At 68.4% G+C, this 18,252-nt stretch carries 18 protein-coding genes; 11 read left to right on the forward strand and 7 right to left on the reverse strand.

Going from position 1 to position 18,252, the window contains the following annotated elements:
* Positions 1 to 56 precede the first annotated feature (56 nt).
* The 3 genes from CMV14_RS04165 to CMV14_RS04175 all read right to left on the reverse strand — a co-directional run bounded on the left by CMV14_RS04165 (position 57) and on the right by CMV14_RS04175 (position 4,835).
* Positions 57 to 1,925 (reverse strand): acetyl/propionyl/methylcrotonyl-CoA carboxylase subunit alpha, encoded by a 1,869-nt coding sequence (locus CMV14_RS04165; protein WP_066959739.1) that lies wholly within the window; start codon positions 1,923 to 1,925, stop codon positions 57 to 59.
* Between the two features lie 166 nt (positions 1,926 to 2,091).
* Complete coding sequence (locus CMV14_RS04170) at positions 2,092 to 3,693, reverse strand: carboxyl transferase domain-containing protein (RefSeq protein ID WP_066959499.1); 1,602 nt, start codon at positions 3,691 to 3,693, stop codon at positions 2,092 to 2,094.
* Positions 3,690 to 4,835, reverse strand: a complete 1,146-nt coding sequence (locus CMV14_RS04175) for an acyl-CoA dehydrogenase family protein (RefSeq protein ID WP_066959497.1) — start codon at positions 4,833 to 4,835, stop codon at positions 3,690 to 3,692. The genes CMV14_RS04170 and CMV14_RS04175 overlap by 4 nt, the downstream gene beginning before the upstream one ends.
* A 93-nt stretch (positions 4,836 to 4,928) precedes the next feature.
* Here CMV14_RS04175 and CMV14_RS04180 point away from each other — a divergent pair, with 93 nt between their 5' ends.
* The 5 genes from CMV14_RS04180 (at position 4,929) to CMV14_RS04200 (ending at position 8,069) form a co-directional block, all read left to right on the forward strand.
* Positions 4,929 to 5,828, forward strand: coding sequence for a LysR family transcriptional regulator (locus CMV14_RS04180; RefSeq protein WP_066959495.1), 900 nt, complete (start codon positions 4,929 to 4,931; stop codon positions 5,826 to 5,828).
* 72 nt (positions 5,829 to 5,900) lie between these two features.
* The gene (locus CMV14_RS04185) at positions 5,901 to 6,254 is read left to right on the forward strand and encodes a DUF1428 domain-containing protein (RefSeq protein ID WP_066959494.1); all 354 of its coding nucleotides are present in this window, start codon (positions 5,901 to 5,903) and stop codon (positions 6,252 to 6,254) included.
* Between the two features lie 134 nt (positions 6,255 to 6,388).
* Complete coding sequence (locus CMV14_RS04190; protein WP_066959736.1) at positions 6,389 to 6,739, forward strand: GFA family protein; 351 nt, start codon at positions 6,389 to 6,391, stop codon at positions 6,737 to 6,739.
* Entirely contained in the window at positions 6,739 to 7,539 is an 801-nt protein-coding gene (locus CMV14_RS04195; protein WP_066959492.1) for a DUF72 domain-containing protein, read from the forward strand. The genes CMV14_RS04190 and CMV14_RS04195 overlap by 1 nt, the downstream gene beginning before the upstream one ends.
* A 203-nt stretch (positions 7,540 to 7,742) precedes the next feature.
* Positions 7,743 to 8,069 (forward strand): UrcA family protein, encoded by a 327-nt coding sequence (locus CMV14_RS04200; protein WP_066959490.1) that lies wholly within the window; start codon positions 7,743 to 7,745, stop codon positions 8,067 to 8,069.
* A gap of 160 nt (positions 8,070 to 8,229) precedes the next feature.
* On the opposite strand, the gene CMV14_RS04205 is transcribed toward CMV14_RS04200, so the two are convergent.
* The 4 genes from CMV14_RS04205 to CMV14_RS04220 form a co-directional block, all read right to left on the reverse strand.
* The gene (locus tag CMV14_RS04205) at positions 8,230 to 9,258 is read right to left on the reverse strand and encodes an LLM class flavin-dependent oxidoreductase (protein ID WP_066959733.1); all 1,029 of its coding nucleotides are present in this window, start codon (positions 9,256 to 9,258) and stop codon (positions 8,230 to 8,232) included.
* A gap of 171 nt (positions 9,259 to 9,429) precedes the next feature.
* Positions 9,430 to 10,029 carry a hypothetical protein gene (locus CMV14_RS04210; protein WP_066959488.1) on the reverse strand — a complete coding sequence of 200 codons (600 nt, stop codon included), beginning with the start codon at positions 10,027 to 10,029 and terminating at the stop codon, positions 9,430 to 9,432.
* Entirely contained in the window at positions 10,011 to 10,553 is a 543-nt protein-coding gene (locus CMV14_RS04215) for a peroxiredoxin (protein ID WP_066959485.1), read from the reverse strand. Before CMV14_RS04215 ends, CMV14_RS04210 begins: the two co-directional genes overlap by 19 nt.
* A gap of 67 nt (positions 10,554 to 10,620) precedes the next feature.
* A complete protein-coding gene (locus CMV14_RS04220; protein WP_096367672.1) occupies positions 10,621 to 11,589 on the reverse strand; it encodes a retroviral-like aspartic protease family protein in 969 nt (322 codons plus the stop codon).
* Positions 11,590 to 11,724: 135 nt separating this feature from the next.
* Here CMV14_RS04220 and CMV14_RS04225 point away from each other — a divergent pair, with 135 nt between their 5' ends.
* The 6 genes from CMV14_RS04225 (at position 11,725) to CMV14_RS04250 (ending at position 18,235) form a co-directional block, all read left to right on the forward strand.
* On the forward strand, positions 11,725 to 12,066 hold the full coding sequence (locus CMV14_RS04225) for a hypothetical protein (protein ID WP_066959480.1): 342 nt from the start codon (positions 11,725 to 11,727) through the stop codon (positions 12,064 to 12,066).
* Between the two features lie 23 nt (positions 12,067 to 12,089).
* Positions 12,090 to 12,932, forward strand: a complete 843-nt coding sequence (locus CMV14_RS27370) for an OmpA family protein (protein WP_139114672.1) — start codon at positions 12,090 to 12,092, stop codon at positions 12,930 to 12,932.
* A gap of 331 nt (positions 12,933 to 13,263) precedes the next feature.
* Complete coding sequence (locus CMV14_RS04235; RefSeq protein WP_238147186.1) at positions 13,264 to 14,772, forward strand: efflux transporter outer membrane subunit; 1,509 nt, start codon at positions 13,264 to 13,266, stop codon at positions 14,770 to 14,772.
* Complete coding sequence (locus CMV14_RS04240; protein ID WP_066959474.1) at positions 14,769 to 16,190, forward strand: efflux RND transporter periplasmic adaptor subunit; 1,422 nt, start codon at positions 14,769 to 14,771, stop codon at positions 16,188 to 16,190. Before CMV14_RS04235 ends, CMV14_RS04240 begins: the two co-directional genes overlap by 4 nt.
* Entirely contained in the window at positions 16,177 to 16,908 is a 732-nt protein-coding gene (locus CMV14_RS04245) for an ABC transporter ATP-binding protein (protein ID WP_066959730.1), read from the forward strand. Before CMV14_RS04240 ends, CMV14_RS04245 begins: the two co-directional genes overlap by 14 nt.
* A 118-nt stretch (positions 16,909 to 17,026) precedes the next feature.
* A complete protein-coding gene (locus tag CMV14_RS04250; RefSeq protein ID WP_066959472.1) occupies positions 17,027 to 18,235 on the forward strand; it encodes an ABC transporter permease in 1,209 nt (402 codons plus the stop codon).
* Positions 18,236 to 18,252: the final 17 nt, after the last annotated feature.

An 18,252-nucleotide genomic window follows, 5' to 3' on the forward strand; every position in this document is an offset into this window, starting at 1 on the left:
AGGCGGGGTCATGTCGGGCGAACGGGCGGCCCGGTCCGGATGGGGGAGGCTAGAGCTCAGTCCTCCGCCTTTTCCACCCGCGCCAGCACGGTGCCCTCGCTCACCTGCGCGCCCACGGCGGCCTTGAGTTCGGCGACCACGCCGTCGAACGGTGCGAGCATCGCCTGTTCCATCTTCATCGCTTCCAGCACCAGCAGCTTCTGGCCCCGGCTAACGTGGTCGCCCTCGGCCACCTCGACCGCGATCACCTTGCCCGGCATCGGCGCCAGCAGCGTCCCGTCGGATACGCCACCCCCGCCGCCGGCATGGTCGGCGCGGGGCTCGTCGATCGGCCAGGCTTCGCCGTCCAGGAACAGCAGACGCTCGGACCCGACATCATGGTCGCGGGCCCGCAATTCGCTGTCGTCGATGGTGACGAGATGGGCATGGCCCGCAATCTCGACCTCGACCCGGCGGTCGGGCGCGGCATTGGCGCGAAAGCCGCTCAGGCTCGTCCAGGCATCGGTCGCCTCGGGCAGCAGCGCGCGAGCGGCGGCCTGCTGGACCACTGGCGAAGGCTCGGCCGCGGGCACAAGACGCTCGGCATGGCGCTCGATGAAGCCCGTGTCGATATGGCCCGCGACGAAGTCGGGATCGTCGGCCGCGCGCGCCAGAAAGGCCGCATTGGTCCTGACCGGCCACACCTCCACCCGCCGTGCCGCCTGGGCGAGCTTGGCCGCCGCTGCCGGCCGGCTCGGCGCCGCGACGATCAGCTTGGCGATCATCGGATCGTAGAAGGGCGATACCTCGCCCCCTTCCTCCACCCCGCTGTCGACGCGGATGCCGCGCGGCAGCTTCAGCCGCAGGAGCGGGCCGGTCGAGGGCAGGAAGCCGTTCGACGGGTTCTCGGCATAGAGCCGGGCCTCCATCGCCCAGCCGTTGATCGACAGCTGTTCCTGCTTCTTCGGCAGCGGCTCGCCCGATGCGACGCGCAGCTGCCATTCGACCAGATCCTGGCCGGTGATCGCCTCGGTCACGGGATGCTCGACCTGCAGCCGGGTGTTCATCTCCATGAACCAGATGCGGTCGGCGCGCAGCCCTTCGGAGGCGTCGGCGATGAACTCGATCGTCCCGGCGCCGACATAGTCCACCGCCAACGCCGCCTTTACCGCCGCCTCGCAGACGGCGGCGCGGGTGGCCGCGTCCATGCCGGGGGCGGGGGCTTCCTCGATCACTTTCTGGTGGCGGCGCTGGAGCGAGCAGTCGCGCTCAAACAGATGGACGACATTGCCGTGCCGGTCGCCGAACACCTGCACCTCGATGTGCCGGGGGCCAAGGATATACTTCTCGATCAGCACCCGGTCGTCGCCGAACGACGAGGCCGCCTCGCGCTGGCAGGAGACCAGCGCATCGGCGAAGTCCCCGGGGGCATCGACCTTGCGCATCCCCTTGCCGCCGCCGCCCGCGACCGCCTTGATCAGCACCGGATAGCCGATCTTGTCGGCTTCGGCCTTCAGATGGGCCGGGTCCTGGTTCTCGCCCATATAGCCGGGGGTGACGGGCACGCCGGCCTCCACCATCAGCTTCTTGGCGGCGTCCTTCAGCCCCATCGCCCGGATCGAATGCGGCGGCGCCCCGACCCACACCAGCCCGGCCGCCTCGACGGCTTCCGCGAACTCGGCATTTTCGGACAGGAAGCCATAGCCGGGATGGATCGCCTCGGCGCCCGTTGCCTTCGCCGCGTCGAGGATCTTCGCCTGCACCAGATAGGATTCGCGCGCCGGCGCCGGCCCGATGCACACGGCCTCGTCCGCCTCGCGCACGAACGGCATGCCGGCATCGACATCCGAATGCACCGCGACGGTGCGTATGCCCATCTTGCGCGCGGTACGGATGATCCGCCGGGCAATCTCGCCACGATTGGCGATGAGGAGGGATTTGATCACGACGCCTTCTCCTCGGTCGTCATGCCAGCGAAGACTGGCATCCATGTCTGTTGCCTTTCCAGATGCCATCTCGGGTGACGAGAGACATGGACCCCAGCCTTCGCTGGGGTGACGGATGAGGCTGGACGGAAGGGGTTCGAGCCCTCGATATCGCGACTCATCACCATCACATCCTGAACACGCCGAACTGCGCCCGTTCCGGGATCGGTGCGTTCAGCGTCGCCGCCAGTGCCAGGCCCAGCACGTCGCGGGTCTGGGCGGGGTCGATGATCCCGTCGTCCCACATCCGGGCGGTGGCGTGATAGGGATTGCCCTCGTCCTCGTACCTCTGGCGGATCGGCGCCTTGAAGGCCTCGGCTTCCTCGGGGCTCCACTTGTCGGCGTCGCGGTGGACGGTGGCCAGCACCGATGCGGCCTGCTCGCCGCCCATCACGCTGATCCGGCTGTTCGGCCAGCTGAACAGGAAGCGCGGCTGATAAGCGCGCCCGCACATGCCATAATTGCCGGCGCCGAAGCTGCCGCCGATCAGCACCGTGATCTTGGGGACGGAGGCGGTCGCCACCGCCGTCACCAGCTTGGCGCCGTTCCGGGCGATGCCCTCGGCCTCATATTTGCCGCCGACCATGAAGCCCGAGACATTCTGGAGGAACAGCAGCGGCACCCGCCGCTGGCAGGCGAGTTCGATGAAATGCGCGCCCTTCAGCGCGCTTTCGGAGAATATCACGCCATTGTTGGCCAGGATCGCCACCGGCTGGCCCCAGATATGCGCGAAGCCGCAGACCAGGGTGGTGCCGTAGAGCGGCTTGAACTCGTGCAGTTCCGATCCGTCGACGATCCGCGCGATCACCTCATGCACGTCATAGGGCGCGCGCACGTCCTGCGGCACGATGCCGTACAGTTCGGCCGGGTCGAACAGCGGCGGCTTCGCGGCCGCCATGTTGACGGTGGCGGGAGAGGGTGGCGGCAGGGTCGCGACGATGTCGCGGACGATCAGCAGCGCATGCTCGTCATTCTCGGCGAGATGGTCGACCACGCCGGACTTGCGGGCGTGCAGGTCGCCGCCGCCCAGATCCTCGGCGCTGATCACCTCGCCGGTCGCGGCCTTCACCAGCGGCGGCCCGGCCAGGAAGATCGTGCCCTGTTCGCGGACGATCACCGTCTCATCGGACATGGCGGGCACATAGGCGCCGCCGGCGGTGCAGCTTCCCATCACGCAGGCGATCTGGGGGATGCCCTCGGCGGACATCTGCGCCTGGTTGAAGAAGATGCGGCCGAAATGGTCGCGATCGGGGAACACCTCGGCCTGGTGGGGCAGGTTGGCGCCGCCCGAATCGACCAGATAGATGCAGGGAAGCCGGTTCTCGCGCGCTATCTCCTGCGCGCGAAGATGCTTCTTCACCGTCATCGGGAAATAGGCGCCGCCCTTCACCGTCGGGTCGTTGGCCAGGATCATGCAATGGCGCCCGCGCACCAGCCCGATCCCGGCGATCACCCCCGCGCCGGGCGGTCCGCCGTCCTTGTCGTACATCCCGTTAGCGGCAAGCTGGCCGATCTCGAGGAAGGGTGATCCGGCGTCTAGCAGCCGGTGGACCCGGTCGCGCGGCAGCAGCTTGCCGCGCGCGACATGGCGTTCGCGATGCGCCTCCGATCCGCCCAGCGCGGCCGTCGCAACCTTCTCCCGCAGCTCCTCGGCCAGCGCCCGGTTGTGTGCGGCGTTGGCAGCGAAACCCTCGGAGGCGGGGTCGGCCATGGTCGACAGCCGGGTCATGCCCCGATCACCTCGCGGCCGATCAGCATCCGCCGGATTTCGTTGGTCCCCGCGCCGATGTCGAGCAGCTTGGCGTCGCGCATATAGCGCTCCACCGGCCAGTCCTTGGTGTATCCCGCGCCGCCCAGCGCCTGGACGGCCTCGTTGGCCACCTTCACCGCATTCTCGCTGGCCAGCAGGATCGCGCCGGCCGCGTCGAAGCGGGTGGTCCGCCCGGCGTCGCAGTTGCGCGCCACCGCATAGACATAGGCGCGCGCCGAATTCAGCGCGACATACATGTCCGCCACCTTGGCCTGCATCAGCTGGAAGGCGCCGATCGGCTGGCCGAACTGCTTGCGCTCGCGCACATAGGGCAGCACGGTGTCGAGGCAGGCCTGCATGATGCCCAGCTGAATGCCGGCGAGCACCGTCCGCTCATAGTCGAGGCCGGACATCAGCACGCCGACACCGCCGCCCACCGGGCCCATCACATTCTCTTCGGGAACCTCGCAATCGTCGAACACCAGTTCGGCGGTCGGGCTGCCGCGCATCCCGACCTTGTCGATCTTCTGGCCGATCGAGAAGCCCTTGAAATCCTTCTCGATCAGGAAGGTGGTGATGCCGCGCGATCCCTCCCCGGTCTTCGCGTACACGACCAGCGTGTCGGCATAGAGGGCGTTGGTGATCCAGAATTTGGTGCCGTTCAGGATATAGCGGTCGCCCACCTTCTCGGCGCGCAGCTTCATCGACACGACGTCCGACCCCGCGCCCGCCTCGGACATGGCGAGGCTGCCGACATGCTCGCCGGAGATCAGCCTGGGCAGATAGCGTGCCTTCTGCTCGGGGGTTGCCCAGCGGCGGATCTGGTTGACGCACAGGTTGGAATGCGCGCCATAACTCAGCCCGATCGAGGCTGAGGCACGCGCCACCTCCTCCTGCGCCACGACATGTTCCAGATAGCCCAGGCCCAGGCCGCCATCGGCCTCATCGACGGTGATGCCGTGCAGGCCCAGCGCGCCCATTTCGGGCCATATCTCGCGCGGGAACCAGTCCTCGGCGTCGATCCGGGCCGCCAGCGGGGCGATGCGGTCGGCGGCGAAGCGCGCCGTGGTGTCGCGGATCGCATCAGCCATCTCGCCGAGCGCGAAATCGAAATCTGCCATGCCGGCCTCTCCGAAAAAACCTGGCGCCTCGATAAATCAAGTCGCATTATAAGAAAAATTGAAAGATATACGGGAACACCATAGACGGTATCTATGATCGACCGCTATCTCCTCCGTTATTTCCTGGCGGTGATCGACCAGGGCAATTTCTCAAAGGCGGCCGCCGCGTGCAACGTCTCGCAGCCGACCCTGTCGGCCGGGATCGCCAAGCTCGAAACGCTGCTCGGTCGCCCCTTGTTCATCCGCACCAACCGGCGCGTCGAACTGACGGCGGCGGCGGTCCATCTGGCCGACCATGCCCGCCGCATCGAGGCGGAGTTCGCCGCCGCCGAACGCGCGGTGCACGAGACGCCGGCGCCGCAGAGCCTGCGGCTCGGCGTCCTCGCCTCGATCCCGGCGGCCTGGATCGAGGATTATGTGGCGGGCCTGCACGAGGCGGGCATCGCCGAGCGGATCGAGTTCGTCGAGGGGCGCGAGCGCGAACTGGCCGAACGGCTGGCGCGCGGCAGTCTCGATATCGCCTTGAGCATCATCCGCGACGATGTCCGCTTCGCGTCGGAACGGCTGATGACCGAGGGCTATGCGCTGGCGATGCCGGCCGGCCATCCGCTCGCGCGGCGCGACCTGATCGACGGCGCCGAGCTGGCGGGCGAGACGATGCTGGTGCGCCGCCATTGCGAGCTGCTGTCGGATACCAGCCGCTATTTCACCGCGCGCGGCGTCCGCCCCTTCTTCGCCGCGCGCACGACCAGCGACGATCGCGCGTTGCGCCTCGTCCGCGCCGGCCTGGGCGTCACGGTCATGCCCGATTGCTTCGCCGCGCCCGGCGTCGCCCGCCCGCGCCTCGCCGATTTTCCCTTCACCCGAGACATCGGCCTGCTGTTCGGCGCGCATGCCGATGCGGCGGCGCTGCGCGACCGTCCGGCGGTGCGATCGCTCGCCGATCTGGTCGAAAGCCGATCGGCCGATGGATATGCGCGCCGCACCGTGTAGGATTGCTGCGAACGCGTTCGTCCTCGTCATGCCGGCTGCGTTATCCTGCCGGGTGAACCAAGGAGAGATGCCATGACCTATGTCGACGGTTTCATACTTGCGGTGAAGAAGGACAGGCTCGACGACTATAAGGCGCTGGCCGAGAAGGCGAAGGGCGTGTGGTTCGAATATGGCGCGACCGGCTATGTCGAAGCGGTGGCCGACGACGTTCCCTATGGAGAGCTCACCAGCTTCCCCCGCGCGGTGATGGCGGAGGAGGACGAGGTCGTGGTCTTCTCCTGGATCACCTATCCCTCGCGGGCCGTGCGCGACGAATGCATGAAGAAGGTGATGGAGGACGAGCGGATGAAGGCCGACATGGCCACCATGCCGTTCGATGGGAAGCGGATGATCTACGGCGGCTTCACGGCCATCGTGGAGGCGTGAAAAGGCTGCCCCGTCATCGTCAGTCCCGCGCAGGCGGGACTCCATGGACGGCGTCCGGTGCCGGTTCCATCGTTCCGTGACCGTGGATGCCCGCCGGCGCGGGAATGACGGGGTTTGAAAGAGAGGGGATGACCATGGCTTTCGAAGGAAGCTGCCACTGCGGCAAGGTGGCCTATGCGGTCGACGCCGACCTGCCGGCCAAGGCGATGCAGTGCAACTGCTCGCATTGCAGGCGCAAGGGCTTCCTGCTCGCCTTCTTCCCGATCGACCGGTTCACCCTCCAGCGCGGTGAGGATGATCTGCGGAGCTACCACTTCTACAAGCACAAGATCGAGCACCGCTTCTGCACCACCTGCGGGACGCAGAGCTTCGCGATCGGCACCGCGCCCGATGGCTCCAGGATGGCGGCGATCAACCTGCGCTGCGTGCCGGAGGCGGACATCGCCGCGCTGGAGATCCAGAAGGTCGACGGGGCCAGCTTCTGATGGCGGATCAGGGCAGGGCCTATGTCGGCATTGGCGGCTGGACCTATGAACCGTGGCGCGACAATTTCTATCCCAAGGGCCTCGCCCATGCCCGCGAGCTGGAATATGCCAGCCGCCAGCTGACCGCGATCGAGATCAACGGCACCTTCTACAGCACCCAGAAGCGCGAGACCTGGGCGAAATGGGCGGGGGCGGTGCCCGATGGCTTCGTCTTCTCGGTAAAGGCGTCGCGTTTCTGCACCAATCGCCGCGTGCTCGCCGAGGCGGGGGAGTCGATCGGCAAATTCCTCGGACAGGGGCTCGCCGAACTCGGCTCCGGGCTCGGCCCGATCCTCTGGCAATTCGCGGCGACCAAGCGGTTCGATCCTGCCGATTTCGGGGCCTTCCTGAAGCTGCTTCCGTCCGAGCAGGAGGGGGTGAAGCTGCGTCACGCGCTGGAGGTCCGGCACGAAAGCTTCGTCTGTCCGGAGTTCGTCGGCCTGGCGCGCGACCATGGCTGCGCGATCGTCTTCGCGCATGACGATGTCCATCCGATGATAGCCGATCTCACCGCGCCCTTCGTCTATGCCCGGCTGCAGCAAAGCCGCAGCGACGTGCCGACAGGCTATCCCGATCGGGAACTCGACCGCTGGGCGTCCGTGGCGCGTGACTGGATGGCCGGAAAGGCGCCCGCCGATCTGCCTTATGCTGCGCCCCCGCCCGAAACGGCCGCGGGCCGCGACGTTTTCGTCTTCTTCATCGCCGGCGCGAAGGAGCGGAATCCGGATGCGGCGCGGGCGCTGATCAGGCGATTGTCCTGAGTGCATTTGTAACCAATGACAATGCTGCGTCCGCGAGGGTGCGCTGCCGCAAAAAATGGCGGATTTCCGCCATTGTCGCGAGAGCGCAACAAGACTATATGGGGCGCGCAAGCCCCAGCTTGCTGCACGGTCCAACGTGGCCGGGCATGACGAGTAGGGCGTAGGTTCCGCCGACAAGGGCCGCGCCAGCAGGAGATGTGAATATGACCAGATATGCGCTTCTCGCGCTTGCCTGCGCGGTGGGCCTGTCGTCGGCGGCCTATGCCGACGATATCGCCGTGTCGGGCGCGGACGGGCTTTCCCGGACGGCCAGCGTCAACGTCGCCGATCTCGACCTCAGAAAGGCGAACGGCAAGGTCGCGCTGCACGCGCGGATGAAGAAAGCGGTGCGCGCGGTGTGCGCGGACGATGCCGCCTGCAACTATACGACCGAGCGGCAGGCCGCCCGGCTCGCCTCGGACGCGATCGCCTCGGCCAACGGCCAGCTGGCGATGGCGACCCCGTCGCACCTGACGGTCGGCGCGCGCTGACCTCCAAGCGGCGGGCCGCCCGTGCGGCGGCCCGCCGGTTTTCTGACGAACGACATCATCGTCGTCGCGCCGGCGGAGGCCGGGGCCGCAAGCGGCTCTTGCGGCGACGCCATAGTGAATATCATGGCGGCCCCGGCCTCCGCCGGGGCCACGCCGTGGATCAGGCCGCCGCCGCCGTCCCCACCATTCCGAACGCCTCGGCGACCAGCTCATAGGAGCGGCGGCGCTTGTCATGCTCGTGCATGATGTTGACCAGCATCACCTCCTGCGCCCCGTAGAGCGCGGCGACCTCCTCGATCTGGCCCCGCACCGCGCGGCCGTCGCCCAGCAGCATCCGCCGGTCGCGCGGGCTGGTCTGCGGATTGTCGGCCAGCCAGGCCCGTGCCTTTTCGACCGAGGGGACCGCGATCGTCTGCCCGCGGATCAGATGCGCGAACATCATCATCGACGACAGCGTCAGCGATTCGGCCTCTTCGCGGTCGGTGGCGGCGATCGCCCAGCTCGCGACCATGACATGCGGCTCCGCTGCCCAGCGCGACGGCTGGAAGCTGCGGCGATAGATGTCGGCCAGCGGCACCCCGTTCGAATTGATGAAGTCGGCGATGCAATAGGGCAGCCCGAGTTCGCCCGCCCAGCGCGCGCTGTCGGGCGAGGAGCCGAGCATCCAGGGATCGGGCGATCCCAGCGTCCCGTCGGGCAGGGTTCGGGCCAGCGGCGCGAACACATGATCCTCGGGCAGGCTGTCCGAAAGATAGCCCAGCAGCTCGGCGACATGATTGGGAAAGTCGTCGGAAGGGATGCGGCGCGATCGGTCGCGCTGCAGCGCATAGGCGGTGCGCTGGTCCGATCCCGGCGCGCGGCCCAGCCCCAGGTCGATGCGCCCCGGCGCGATCGCGCCCAGCAGGCGGAAGGTCTCGGCGATCTTGAAGGGGGAGAAGTGCGGCAGCATGATCCCGCCCGATCCCACCCTGATGCGTTTCGTGGCCAGCGCCACCGGTCCGATCAGCACCTCGGGCGCCACCCCGACGATTCCGGCCGAGGCATGATGCTCGGCCATCCAGTAGCGGTCATAGCCCAGCGCGTCGGCGGTGCGGGCCAGGTCGAGCGTGTTGCGCACCGCCTCGGCCGCGGTCATCTCCTCGGCGACGGGGGACTGGTCGAGCACGGAGAGGCGAAAGGGCAGGGCCATGGCGTTCCTATCGGTATCGTCGTCGCCCAGGCGGAGGCCGGGGCCGCACGCGGCTCCGGCGGGCACGTCGTCGCACATGTCGTGGCGGCCCGGCCTCCGCCGGGACGACGGATTGGACCATGATCTAGGAAGCGCGGGCGCGGCTGCCAACGGCCCGCCATCGCAAAAAATCTATGGTGTCACGAAATCCAGCAGCGGCGCCCGATAGGTCTCGGCCACTTCTGCGATCGGCCGCCCCGTCCGGTCATGTACGATCGCGCGGTGGCGGATCAGCTCGGCGGGAACCGGCAGGGTGCCGGGCTGCCACAGCATCTCGGTCGAAAGCGTGCGCCGGCCGATGCCGAGCGGCGCGACCGCCGTGCCGAAGGGTATGTCGCTGCCGTCGAGCGCGGCGTTCATCGCCGGGCTCAGCCGCGACGGCACATACCAGTTGTCGGCTTCGGACAGGATGCGCTTGCCGCAGCGCAGCCGGACATGGCGATAGCGCACCGGCTCCTCGGCGCCGATGCCCAGCCGGGCGCGCTGTTCGGCGGAGATCGGCTTGTCGACGCCGCCGACCCGCTCGGCGGTGATGCGCGGATCGGCCGCCAGCCGATGCTCGCGGCACCAACCTTCCAGCGTCCGGGTGGCGCTGCCGCCGGCCAGCAGCCGCGCGTCGAGATCGGCGAGGATCGCCGCCCGGTCGGGCTGGGCGGGGACGGTGCCCGCCGCCCCCAGCAGCAGCGCCGCGACCGGAAGGCCGGCGTGTCGTCTCAGTGCCTGGCCTTCCACGCCTTCACCGCATCCAGCGTGCCGGTGACATGGCCTTCGGGGCTCATTGCCGTGTAGCTGAAGATGATCTTGCCGTCGGGCGCGATGACATAGGAGGTGCGGTTGCTGCGCCCGGTCAGCCCGGTCATGATCAGCGCGGCGTCATAATCCTTGATCATCGCCGGCGTCGCGACGCCCACCGCGAATTTGTTGCGGCATTCCTCGATCGAGAATTTCCGCACTTCCTCGATCGGGTCGGCGGATACCCCCACCACGGTCGCGCCAAGCTTGTTGAACATGTCGGCCGCTTCGGAGAAGCGGTTCGCCTCGATCGTGCAGCCCTTGGTGAACACCTTCGGGAAGAAATAGAGCACCACCGGCCCCTTCTTCAGCGCCTTGGCGAGGTTGAAGTCGAAATCCTTGCCGGCGACCGCGGCGCGCGTGTCGAAGGCGGGCGCCTTGGCCCCCACCGCGAGCGCGGCCTGCGCGGCGGCGGGCAGGGTGAGGGCGGCAATCAGGCTCAGGGCTTTGGAAAGGGCGCGCATCGGAAGGCTCCTCGCGAGTTATGGCCGCAAAGTAGCGCGGATTCGGGCGGCGTCCAGAGCCGCCGGTTCAGCCCCGGCCGGCGGTCAGGCTGGCCATGCGCGGCGCCGTGAGGAAGGCGTCGCCGGGCAGCAGGAAGCGGACGTTGCGATTGACGAAGTCGATCGACACCCGGTCGAACAGCTTCAGCGCGTCCATGCCCAGCAACAGCGCCGGCCGCCGGTCGAGGCCGAGATGGTGGAAGATGCCGGCATCGGCGAAGGCAATCGGCATATTGTCGAGATTGACCCCGCCGATCCGGATCTTGCGGATCGAGCTATAGTCGGCGGGGGTCTCCTCGCCGGTGACGCTGGTGATGCTGATCGGGATGACGAGCCCCAGCTTGCCGCTGCGCGCCAGCCGGGCGCGCAGCGCGTCATTGCCGATCGACACCGCCGATCCGGTGTCGATCACCACGCTGATCTTCTGCCCGTCGGCCTCGGCGTCGACCAGCACCAGCTGGCCCAGGCGGCGCTTGCCGGTGACGACGATCTCGTCGGTCTCGCCCTGCGTGCTTCCGCCCGCCTCGCTGATCGACATGTGCATCTTCTTGAAATCGAGCACGACGCGCTTGCTGCGCAGGCTGTCGAGCCCCAGCATCCCCTCGGCGCCGAGATGCGCGCCGGCCAGCACCGGGGCGTCGAACTCGTTCATCCGGCCGCGCCCGGCGGTCAGCTTCAGGCTGGGGATGATCGCGGTTTCCACCAGGTCCTCCCCCGCGATGCTCACCACCGTGACCGGCCGGGACGGCGCCAGCGTCAGCCGGTCGGCCAGCTCGCGGGATATCACGGTGCGCTCGGCGCCGGTGTCGACCACGAAATGATAAGGGCCGCCGCCATCGATCGTCACCGGCACGGTCAGCCGCTGCATCGTGTCGCGGCGGCCTTGCACCTGATCGGGCGCGGCGGGATCGGCGGGCGTCGCGGCGTGCGCGCTCGCGGCCAGCAACGCGGCGGCGGCCAGCGCGATCCAGGCGTTGCGGTTGGCCAGCGTCCCCATCCTCGGCCTCTCCATTGCGGCACCGCAGAATACGCCTTCGCGGCGGCTTCGACAATCGCCAAGCCATGCCGTGGCGGAACCGGAACGGGACAGGCCGGTTCTTAGCGGCGGTAATTCCCAGTTGGAGTACAGCAGATGAGGAAATTGCTTCTGACCGGCCTCGCCGTTGCGGGGCTCGCGGGCCTCGTCGCGCCCGGCGCCGCATTGGCCGGGGATGAGGATCAGGCGCGCGTCGCCATCGCCGCCGCCAAGGCCAAGCTCGATGCCGCCGAGAAGGCGGGTGTCGGCGGCAAGGCGGGCGATGTGCTGAATCGCAGCCGCACCGTCCTTGAACAGGCGAATGTCCAGTTCCGCAAGGACGAGGATCGCGCCGCCAAGGCGCTCGCCTTCCAGGCCGACGCGCTCGCCGATCTCGCCACCGCTACCGCCGAATTGCGCGGGCTCGAGGAAGAGCGCGCCAAGGTCGCCGTCAACTAACCCGCCCGACCAGGAGAGAGATGATGAACAAGTTCATGCTCAGCCTCGCCGGCGCCACCGCGCTGGCCGGCCTCGCCACCCCGGCGCTGGCCGACAAGACCGACAAGCTGGTCACCGATCAGTTCCGCGAGAAGATCGCGGTCGCCCGCGCGGAGCCCGGCGTCGCCGAATATGGTGCCGTCTATCTCGATCGCGCGGCGGACCGGATCGCCACGCTCGACAAGAAGCTCGACAATGACAAGGCCGGCCAGGCCGAGGCCGTCGCCGGAGAGATTGATGCGCTGATCGAGACGGCGCGGGCCCGCGCCCGCATCGCCATGCTCAAGAAGGATGTCGAGGGCGCCAAGGCCGAGGCTGCCTCGCGCAAGGATGCGCAGATTGCCGATGCGCAGGCCGCAGCCGCCAATGCCCAGGCCAATGCCGCCGCCGCCGAGGCGGAGGCCGCGCGGCTCAAGGCCGAGATGCGTGATCTCCAGCTCAAGCAGACCCAGTTGGGCGCCACGCTGGTGCTTCAGGATGTGGTGTTCGAGACCGGCAAGGCCGATCTCAAGGCTGGCGCCGCCCAGCGCCTCCAGCCGCTCGCTCATTATCTCAAGGCGAATCCCGAGGTGAAGGTCCGGATCGACGGCCACACCGATTCGCAAGGGGCCGATGCCTATAACCAGCAGCTGTCCGAGGCACGCGCCCAGGCGGTCCGGACGGCGCTCGCCGGCATGGGCGTCGATGGCGCCCGCATCACCGCCGTCGGCCATGGCGAGGCGCAGCCCGTCGCCGACAACAAGATCGCCGCCGGCCGGCAGCAGAACCGCCGCGTCGAAGTGACTTTGGTCGGCCAGCAGGCCGCCACCTTCGCGGCGCTGAACTAAACCATCGGTGGAGCCGGGCCTTCCCGGCTCCCCATTTTGTCATCCCCGCGAAGGCGGGAATCCACGGTCACGGCACGCTTCGGCTCCTGTCTGCCGCCGTCCATGGGTTCCCGCTTTCGGCCTTTTTGGGCCGAAGTTTATGCCGAGCGCCTGCCTTGCAGGCTGTCGAGGCGCGGGAATGACATTTTTGAAAGCGTGCCGAAACGGAACCAGCTCGGCGCCACGCTTGTTGCGACAACATAACGACGCGGATTATGTGCGAGCCCGACGTCCGCGTTTCAGCGGTGAAATCCCCGGACAAGAAAGGGCGCTATCAGTTTCGGCGATGAGGATGGACCACCGCCCTGCGAACATCGGACGGCCCGGCATGCTGCTGGGCCTGCTGCTGCTGTCGGCCTGCAATGCCGGGCCGGACTATCGGCCGCCCTCGGTGTCCGATCTCCGGATACCCGATCAGTTCCAGTCGGCTTCGACGATCGCGGCCGAGCAGGACATGGTCGATCTCGCCCGCTGGTGGGAAAGTTTCGAGGATCCCGTCCTCACCCAGCTGGTCGATCGCGCCTTTGCCGGCAATCTCGACGTCAGCGCCGCCGCCGCCCGCTTGCGGCAGGCCCGCGCCACGCTGCGCGGCACCCAGGGGCAGCAATTGCCGCAGGTGGGGACGAGCGCCTCGGTCAGCCGCAGCATCGGCGCCGACAGCCGCGCGCGCATCGACCCCACCACCGGCCAGACGATTGGCAGTGGTGGTGACACCACCGTCTATCGCGGCGGCTTCGACGTGTCGTGGGAGGCCGATCTGTTTGGCGGCCTGCGCCGCCAGGTCGAGGCGGCCCGCGCCTCGGCCGAGGCGAGCGAGGCGACCCTGCGCTTCACCCAGGCCAGCATCGCCTCCGAAGTCGGCCTCAATTATGTCGAGGCGCGGCTCGCGCAGATTCGCCTGCGCATCGCCCGCGAGAATCTGGCCGCGCAGGACGACACGCTGGAGATCGTCGGCTGGCGGCAGAAGGCCGGCCTCGTCTCCGGTCTCGACGTCGAGCAGGCCCGCCAGCTGCGCGCCCAGACCGCCGCCTCGATCCCGACGATCGAGAATGACTATGCGACGGCGGTGAATCGCATCGCCGTGCTGCTCGGCGATGCGCCGGGCGCGGTCAACGCGCTGATCGATCCACCCGCCTCGATTCCGCTCGCCCCCGGCGTCGATGCGCCGATCCCCGCCCAGGTGATCGAACGCCGCCCCGACGTCGCCAGCGCCGAACGGGCCCTCGCCGCCGAAAGCGCGCGAATCGGCGTGCAGACGGCACAGCTCTATCCGGCGCTGCGCCTGTCGGGCAGCTTCGCGGGGTCGGCCACCTCGATCGGCGATGTGATCAGCAGCGGCCTTGGCAGTCTCGTCGCCGGCATCACCGCGCCGATCTTCGAGGGCGGCCAGATTCGCGCCGCGATTCTTGGCCAGCGTGCCGCCACCGACGCGGCCTATTATGCCTATCGCAAGGCGGTGCTGACCGCGCTGGAAGAGGTGGAGAACGCCCTCAAGGGCCGCGAGGTCGCCGAGCGACGCGAGGCCGATCTCGCGGTCAGCTATGAGGCGGCGAACAATTCGAACCGCTATGCCCAGCTGCAATATCGCTCGGGCCTGATCGATTTCCAGGCGCTGCTCGACAGCCAGCGCGCGCGGCTGTCCAGCCAGGACGCCGCCGCCGCCGCGCGCGCCGCGCGGGCCAGCGCCACTATCCAGCTCTACAAGGCGCTGGGCGGCGGCTGGCAGATGGCGCCGATCCCCGCGCCGGGGCCCTATGAAGGCGGCAGCAGGCCCGCCCAACCGCAACGAGAGTCCGAATGACCGAGCCCGAAAAGCAGCCCCAGCAGGATCTTGACGAGTTCCTCGGCGTCGAGCCGACCTCGCCGCGCGCGACCCTGTTCCGCCGCATCGGCATCGGCCTCGCCATCCTCGTCGTGCTGGTCATCCTTTGGCGGCTGATCTTCGGCGGCGACGACAAGGCCGCCTATGCGACGCGGCCGGTCGAGCGCGGCGACCTGACCGTGGTCGTCTCGGCGACCGGCAATCTCGCGCCGACCAACCAGGTCGAGGTCGGCTCCGAACAGTCGGGCACCGTCACCGATGTCTATGTCGACAATAATGACCGGGTGCGGAAGGGCCAGCTGCTCGCCCGGCTCGATACCTCGCGGCTCCAGGATGCGGTGAATCAGGCAGCGGCCGGGCTGGCCTCCGCTCAGGCCTCGGTTGAGCAGGCCGAGGCGACGGCGCAGCAGGCGCGCGCCACGTTGCGACGACAGGAACAGGTCTGGCGACTATCGGGCGGAAAGGTGCCCTCGGCCACCGAGCTGGACGTCGCGCGGGCCGATGCCGCCCGCGCGGCGGCCGGCGTTTCCACCGCGCGCGCCGCGGTCGATCAGGCGCGGGCCAGCCTGTCCTCGGCGCAGACCGCGCTTTCCAAAGCCTTCATCAAGTCGCCGGTCAATGGCCAGGTACTGTCGCGCTCGATCGAGCCCGGCCAGACCGTCGCCGCCTCGCTCAACGCGCCGGTGCTGTTCACCATCGCCGAGGATCTGCGCCAGATGCGGCTCGAGGTGAAGGTCGACGAGGCCGATGTCGGCCAGGTGAAGAAGGGACAGAAGGCCAGCTTCATCGTCGATGCCTTTCCGGGCCGTACCTTCCCGGCGACGATCGAGCGGGTGGATGTCGGCGCCAACGCCACCGGCAGCGGCACTTCCAGCGCGTCGGGTTCGTCGGGCACCGCCAGTGGCAGCACCAGCGGCGTGGTGGCCTATACGGCGCGGCTGACCGTCTCGAACACCGATGGGCTGCTCCGCCCGGGCATGACCGCGACCGCCGACATCGTCACCATGGAGAAGAAGAACGTCCTGCTCGTGCCCGCCGCGGCGCTGCGCTTCTCGCCCGATCGCCAGCGTGCCGGCAGCGGTGGCAGCGGCGGGCTGACCAGCGTGCTGGCGCCTCGTCCGATGCGGCGCGGCGGCAATCGCGCCGATCGCGAGGCGGCGATCGGGCGCGGCAGCAAGCAGACCGTCTATGTGGTCGGCGAGGCGGGCGACAAGCCGCAGCCGGTGGAGATTACGGTCGGTGAGAGCAATGGCAGCCAGGCCGAGGTGGTCGGCGGCAAGCTGACCGAGGGGACGCAGGTCGTGATCGGCCAATATGCGGCGGGCGGTCAGGGTGGCGGTTCGGGCGGCGGCGGGGGCGGCCAGGGCGGCGGGCAGCGGCGCAATGCCCAGCAATGACATCGCCATAGGCGAGACACTGATCTCGCTGCGCGGGATCACCAAGGTCTTCGGGGAGGGCGCGACCGCCTTCGCCGCGCTGAAGGGCGTCGACATCGACATCAAGCGTGGCGATTTCGTCGCGGTGATGGGCCCGTCCGGTTCGGGCAAGTCGACGACGATGAACATCCTCGGCTGCCTCGACGTGCCGACCGAAGGGCAGTTCCTGTTTCGCGGCCACCATGTCGAGAGCCTTGAGCGGGACCAGCGCGCGCTGCTCCGCCGCCGCTATCTCGGCTTCGTCTTCCAGGGCTTCAACCTGCTCGCCCGCACCACCGCGCTCGAGAATGTCGAGCTGCCGCTGGTCTATCGCGGCGAGGAGAAGGCGAAGCGCCACGAACTGGCGATGGCCGCGCTCGACAAGGTCGGCCTCGCCGAATGGTGGGATCATACCCCCGCCGAGTTGTCGGGCGGCCAGCAGCAGCGTGTCGCCATCGCCCGCGCCATCGTCACCCATCCCGATGTCCTCCTCGCCGACGAACCGACCGGCAATCTCGACACCGAACGCTCGATCGAGATCATGGAACTGCTTACCGACCTCAACCGCAACAGCGGCATCACCGTGCTGATGGTGACGCACGAGGCGGACATGGCGGCCTTTGCCCACACCGTGATCCACTTCCGCGACGGCCTGGTCGAGCGGATCGAGGAGAATGGCAAGCAGGGGGTGAAGGCGTGATGATCATCCTCCATCGTCGCCCCGGCGGAGGCCGGGGCCGCAACGGGCTCAAGCGCGCCCTTGCCTCTTGCGGCCCCGGCCTCCGCCGGGGCGACGGCATTCGGCTGGGCCGCTTCTGATGTGGGCCACCACCTTCCTCCTCGCCATCCGCGAGATTCGGCGCCATCTGCTGCGCTCCTTCCTGACGATCCTCGGCATCGTCATCGGGGTCTGGGCGGTCGTCACCATGGTCACGCTCGGCAACGGCGCCACCCAGGCGGTGAAGGCGCAGATTTCCAGCCTCGGCGCCAATGTGCTGCAGGTCCGCCCCGGCCAGGGCTTCGGGCGCGGCGGCGGCGGGCCGCAGCCGCCCGATTTCAAGATCGAGGATCTCGACGCGATCCGCACCCAGATCGTCGGCGTCACGGCGGTCGCCCCGCTGGTCCAGTCGACCGGCACGGCGGTGTTCAATGCCGCCAACTGGTCGACCACGGTGAACGGCACCAACCGGGAATATTTCGTCGCCCAGCCCTGGGTCTTCACCGGCGGCCGCCCCTTCAACGCGGCGGAGGAACAGGCCGGCAAGGCGGTGTGCATCATCGGCAACACCGTGCGCAGCCGCCTGTTCCGGGGCGTCGATCCGGTCGGGCAGCGCTTCCGGATCAAGAATATCTCGTGCGAGATCATCGGCACGCTCGCGTCCAAGGGGCAGGGCGGCTTCGGCAATGATCAGGACGATATCGTGCTGATGCCGTACAAGGCGGTGCAGCGCCGGATGACCGGCAATCGCGACGTCCGCACGATCATGGTCTCGGTCGACGATCGCTATGACAGCCAGCAGGTCCAGTCCTCGCTGCGCGATCTGCTGCGCGATCGGCGCCACCTCGCGGCGGGCGCCGACGATGATTTCAACATCTTCGACACCCGCCAGATCAGCGATACCCTGTCGGGCACCACCCAGATCCTCACTTCGCTGCTCGGCGCGGTGGCGGCGGTCAGCCTGTTGGTCGGTGGCATCGGCATCATGAACATCATGCTCGTCTCGGTGACCGAGCGGACCCGCGAGATCGGCATCCGCCTCGCCATCGGCGCCGTCGCGCGGGAGGTGCTGCTCCAGTTCCTGGTCGAGGCGGTGACGCTCGCCTGCCTGGGCGGCCTGCTCGGCCTGTTCCTCGCGCTGATATCGACGCTGATCCTCGCGCCGGTGCTGCAGGTGCCCTTCATCTTCGATCCAAAGATCAACCTGATCGCCTTCGTCTTCTCGGCGCTGATCGGGGTGGTGTTCGGCTATTTCCCGGCGCGCCGCGCGGCGTCGCTCAACCCGATCGAGGCGCTGCGGCACGAATGAGACAGTTCCCGATACGG

This window comes from Rhizorhabdus dicambivorans (genome assembly GCF_002355275.1).
Lineage (GTDB): Bacteria > Pseudomonadota > Alphaproteobacteria > Sphingomonadales > Sphingomonadaceae > Rhizorhabdus > Rhizorhabdus dicambivorans.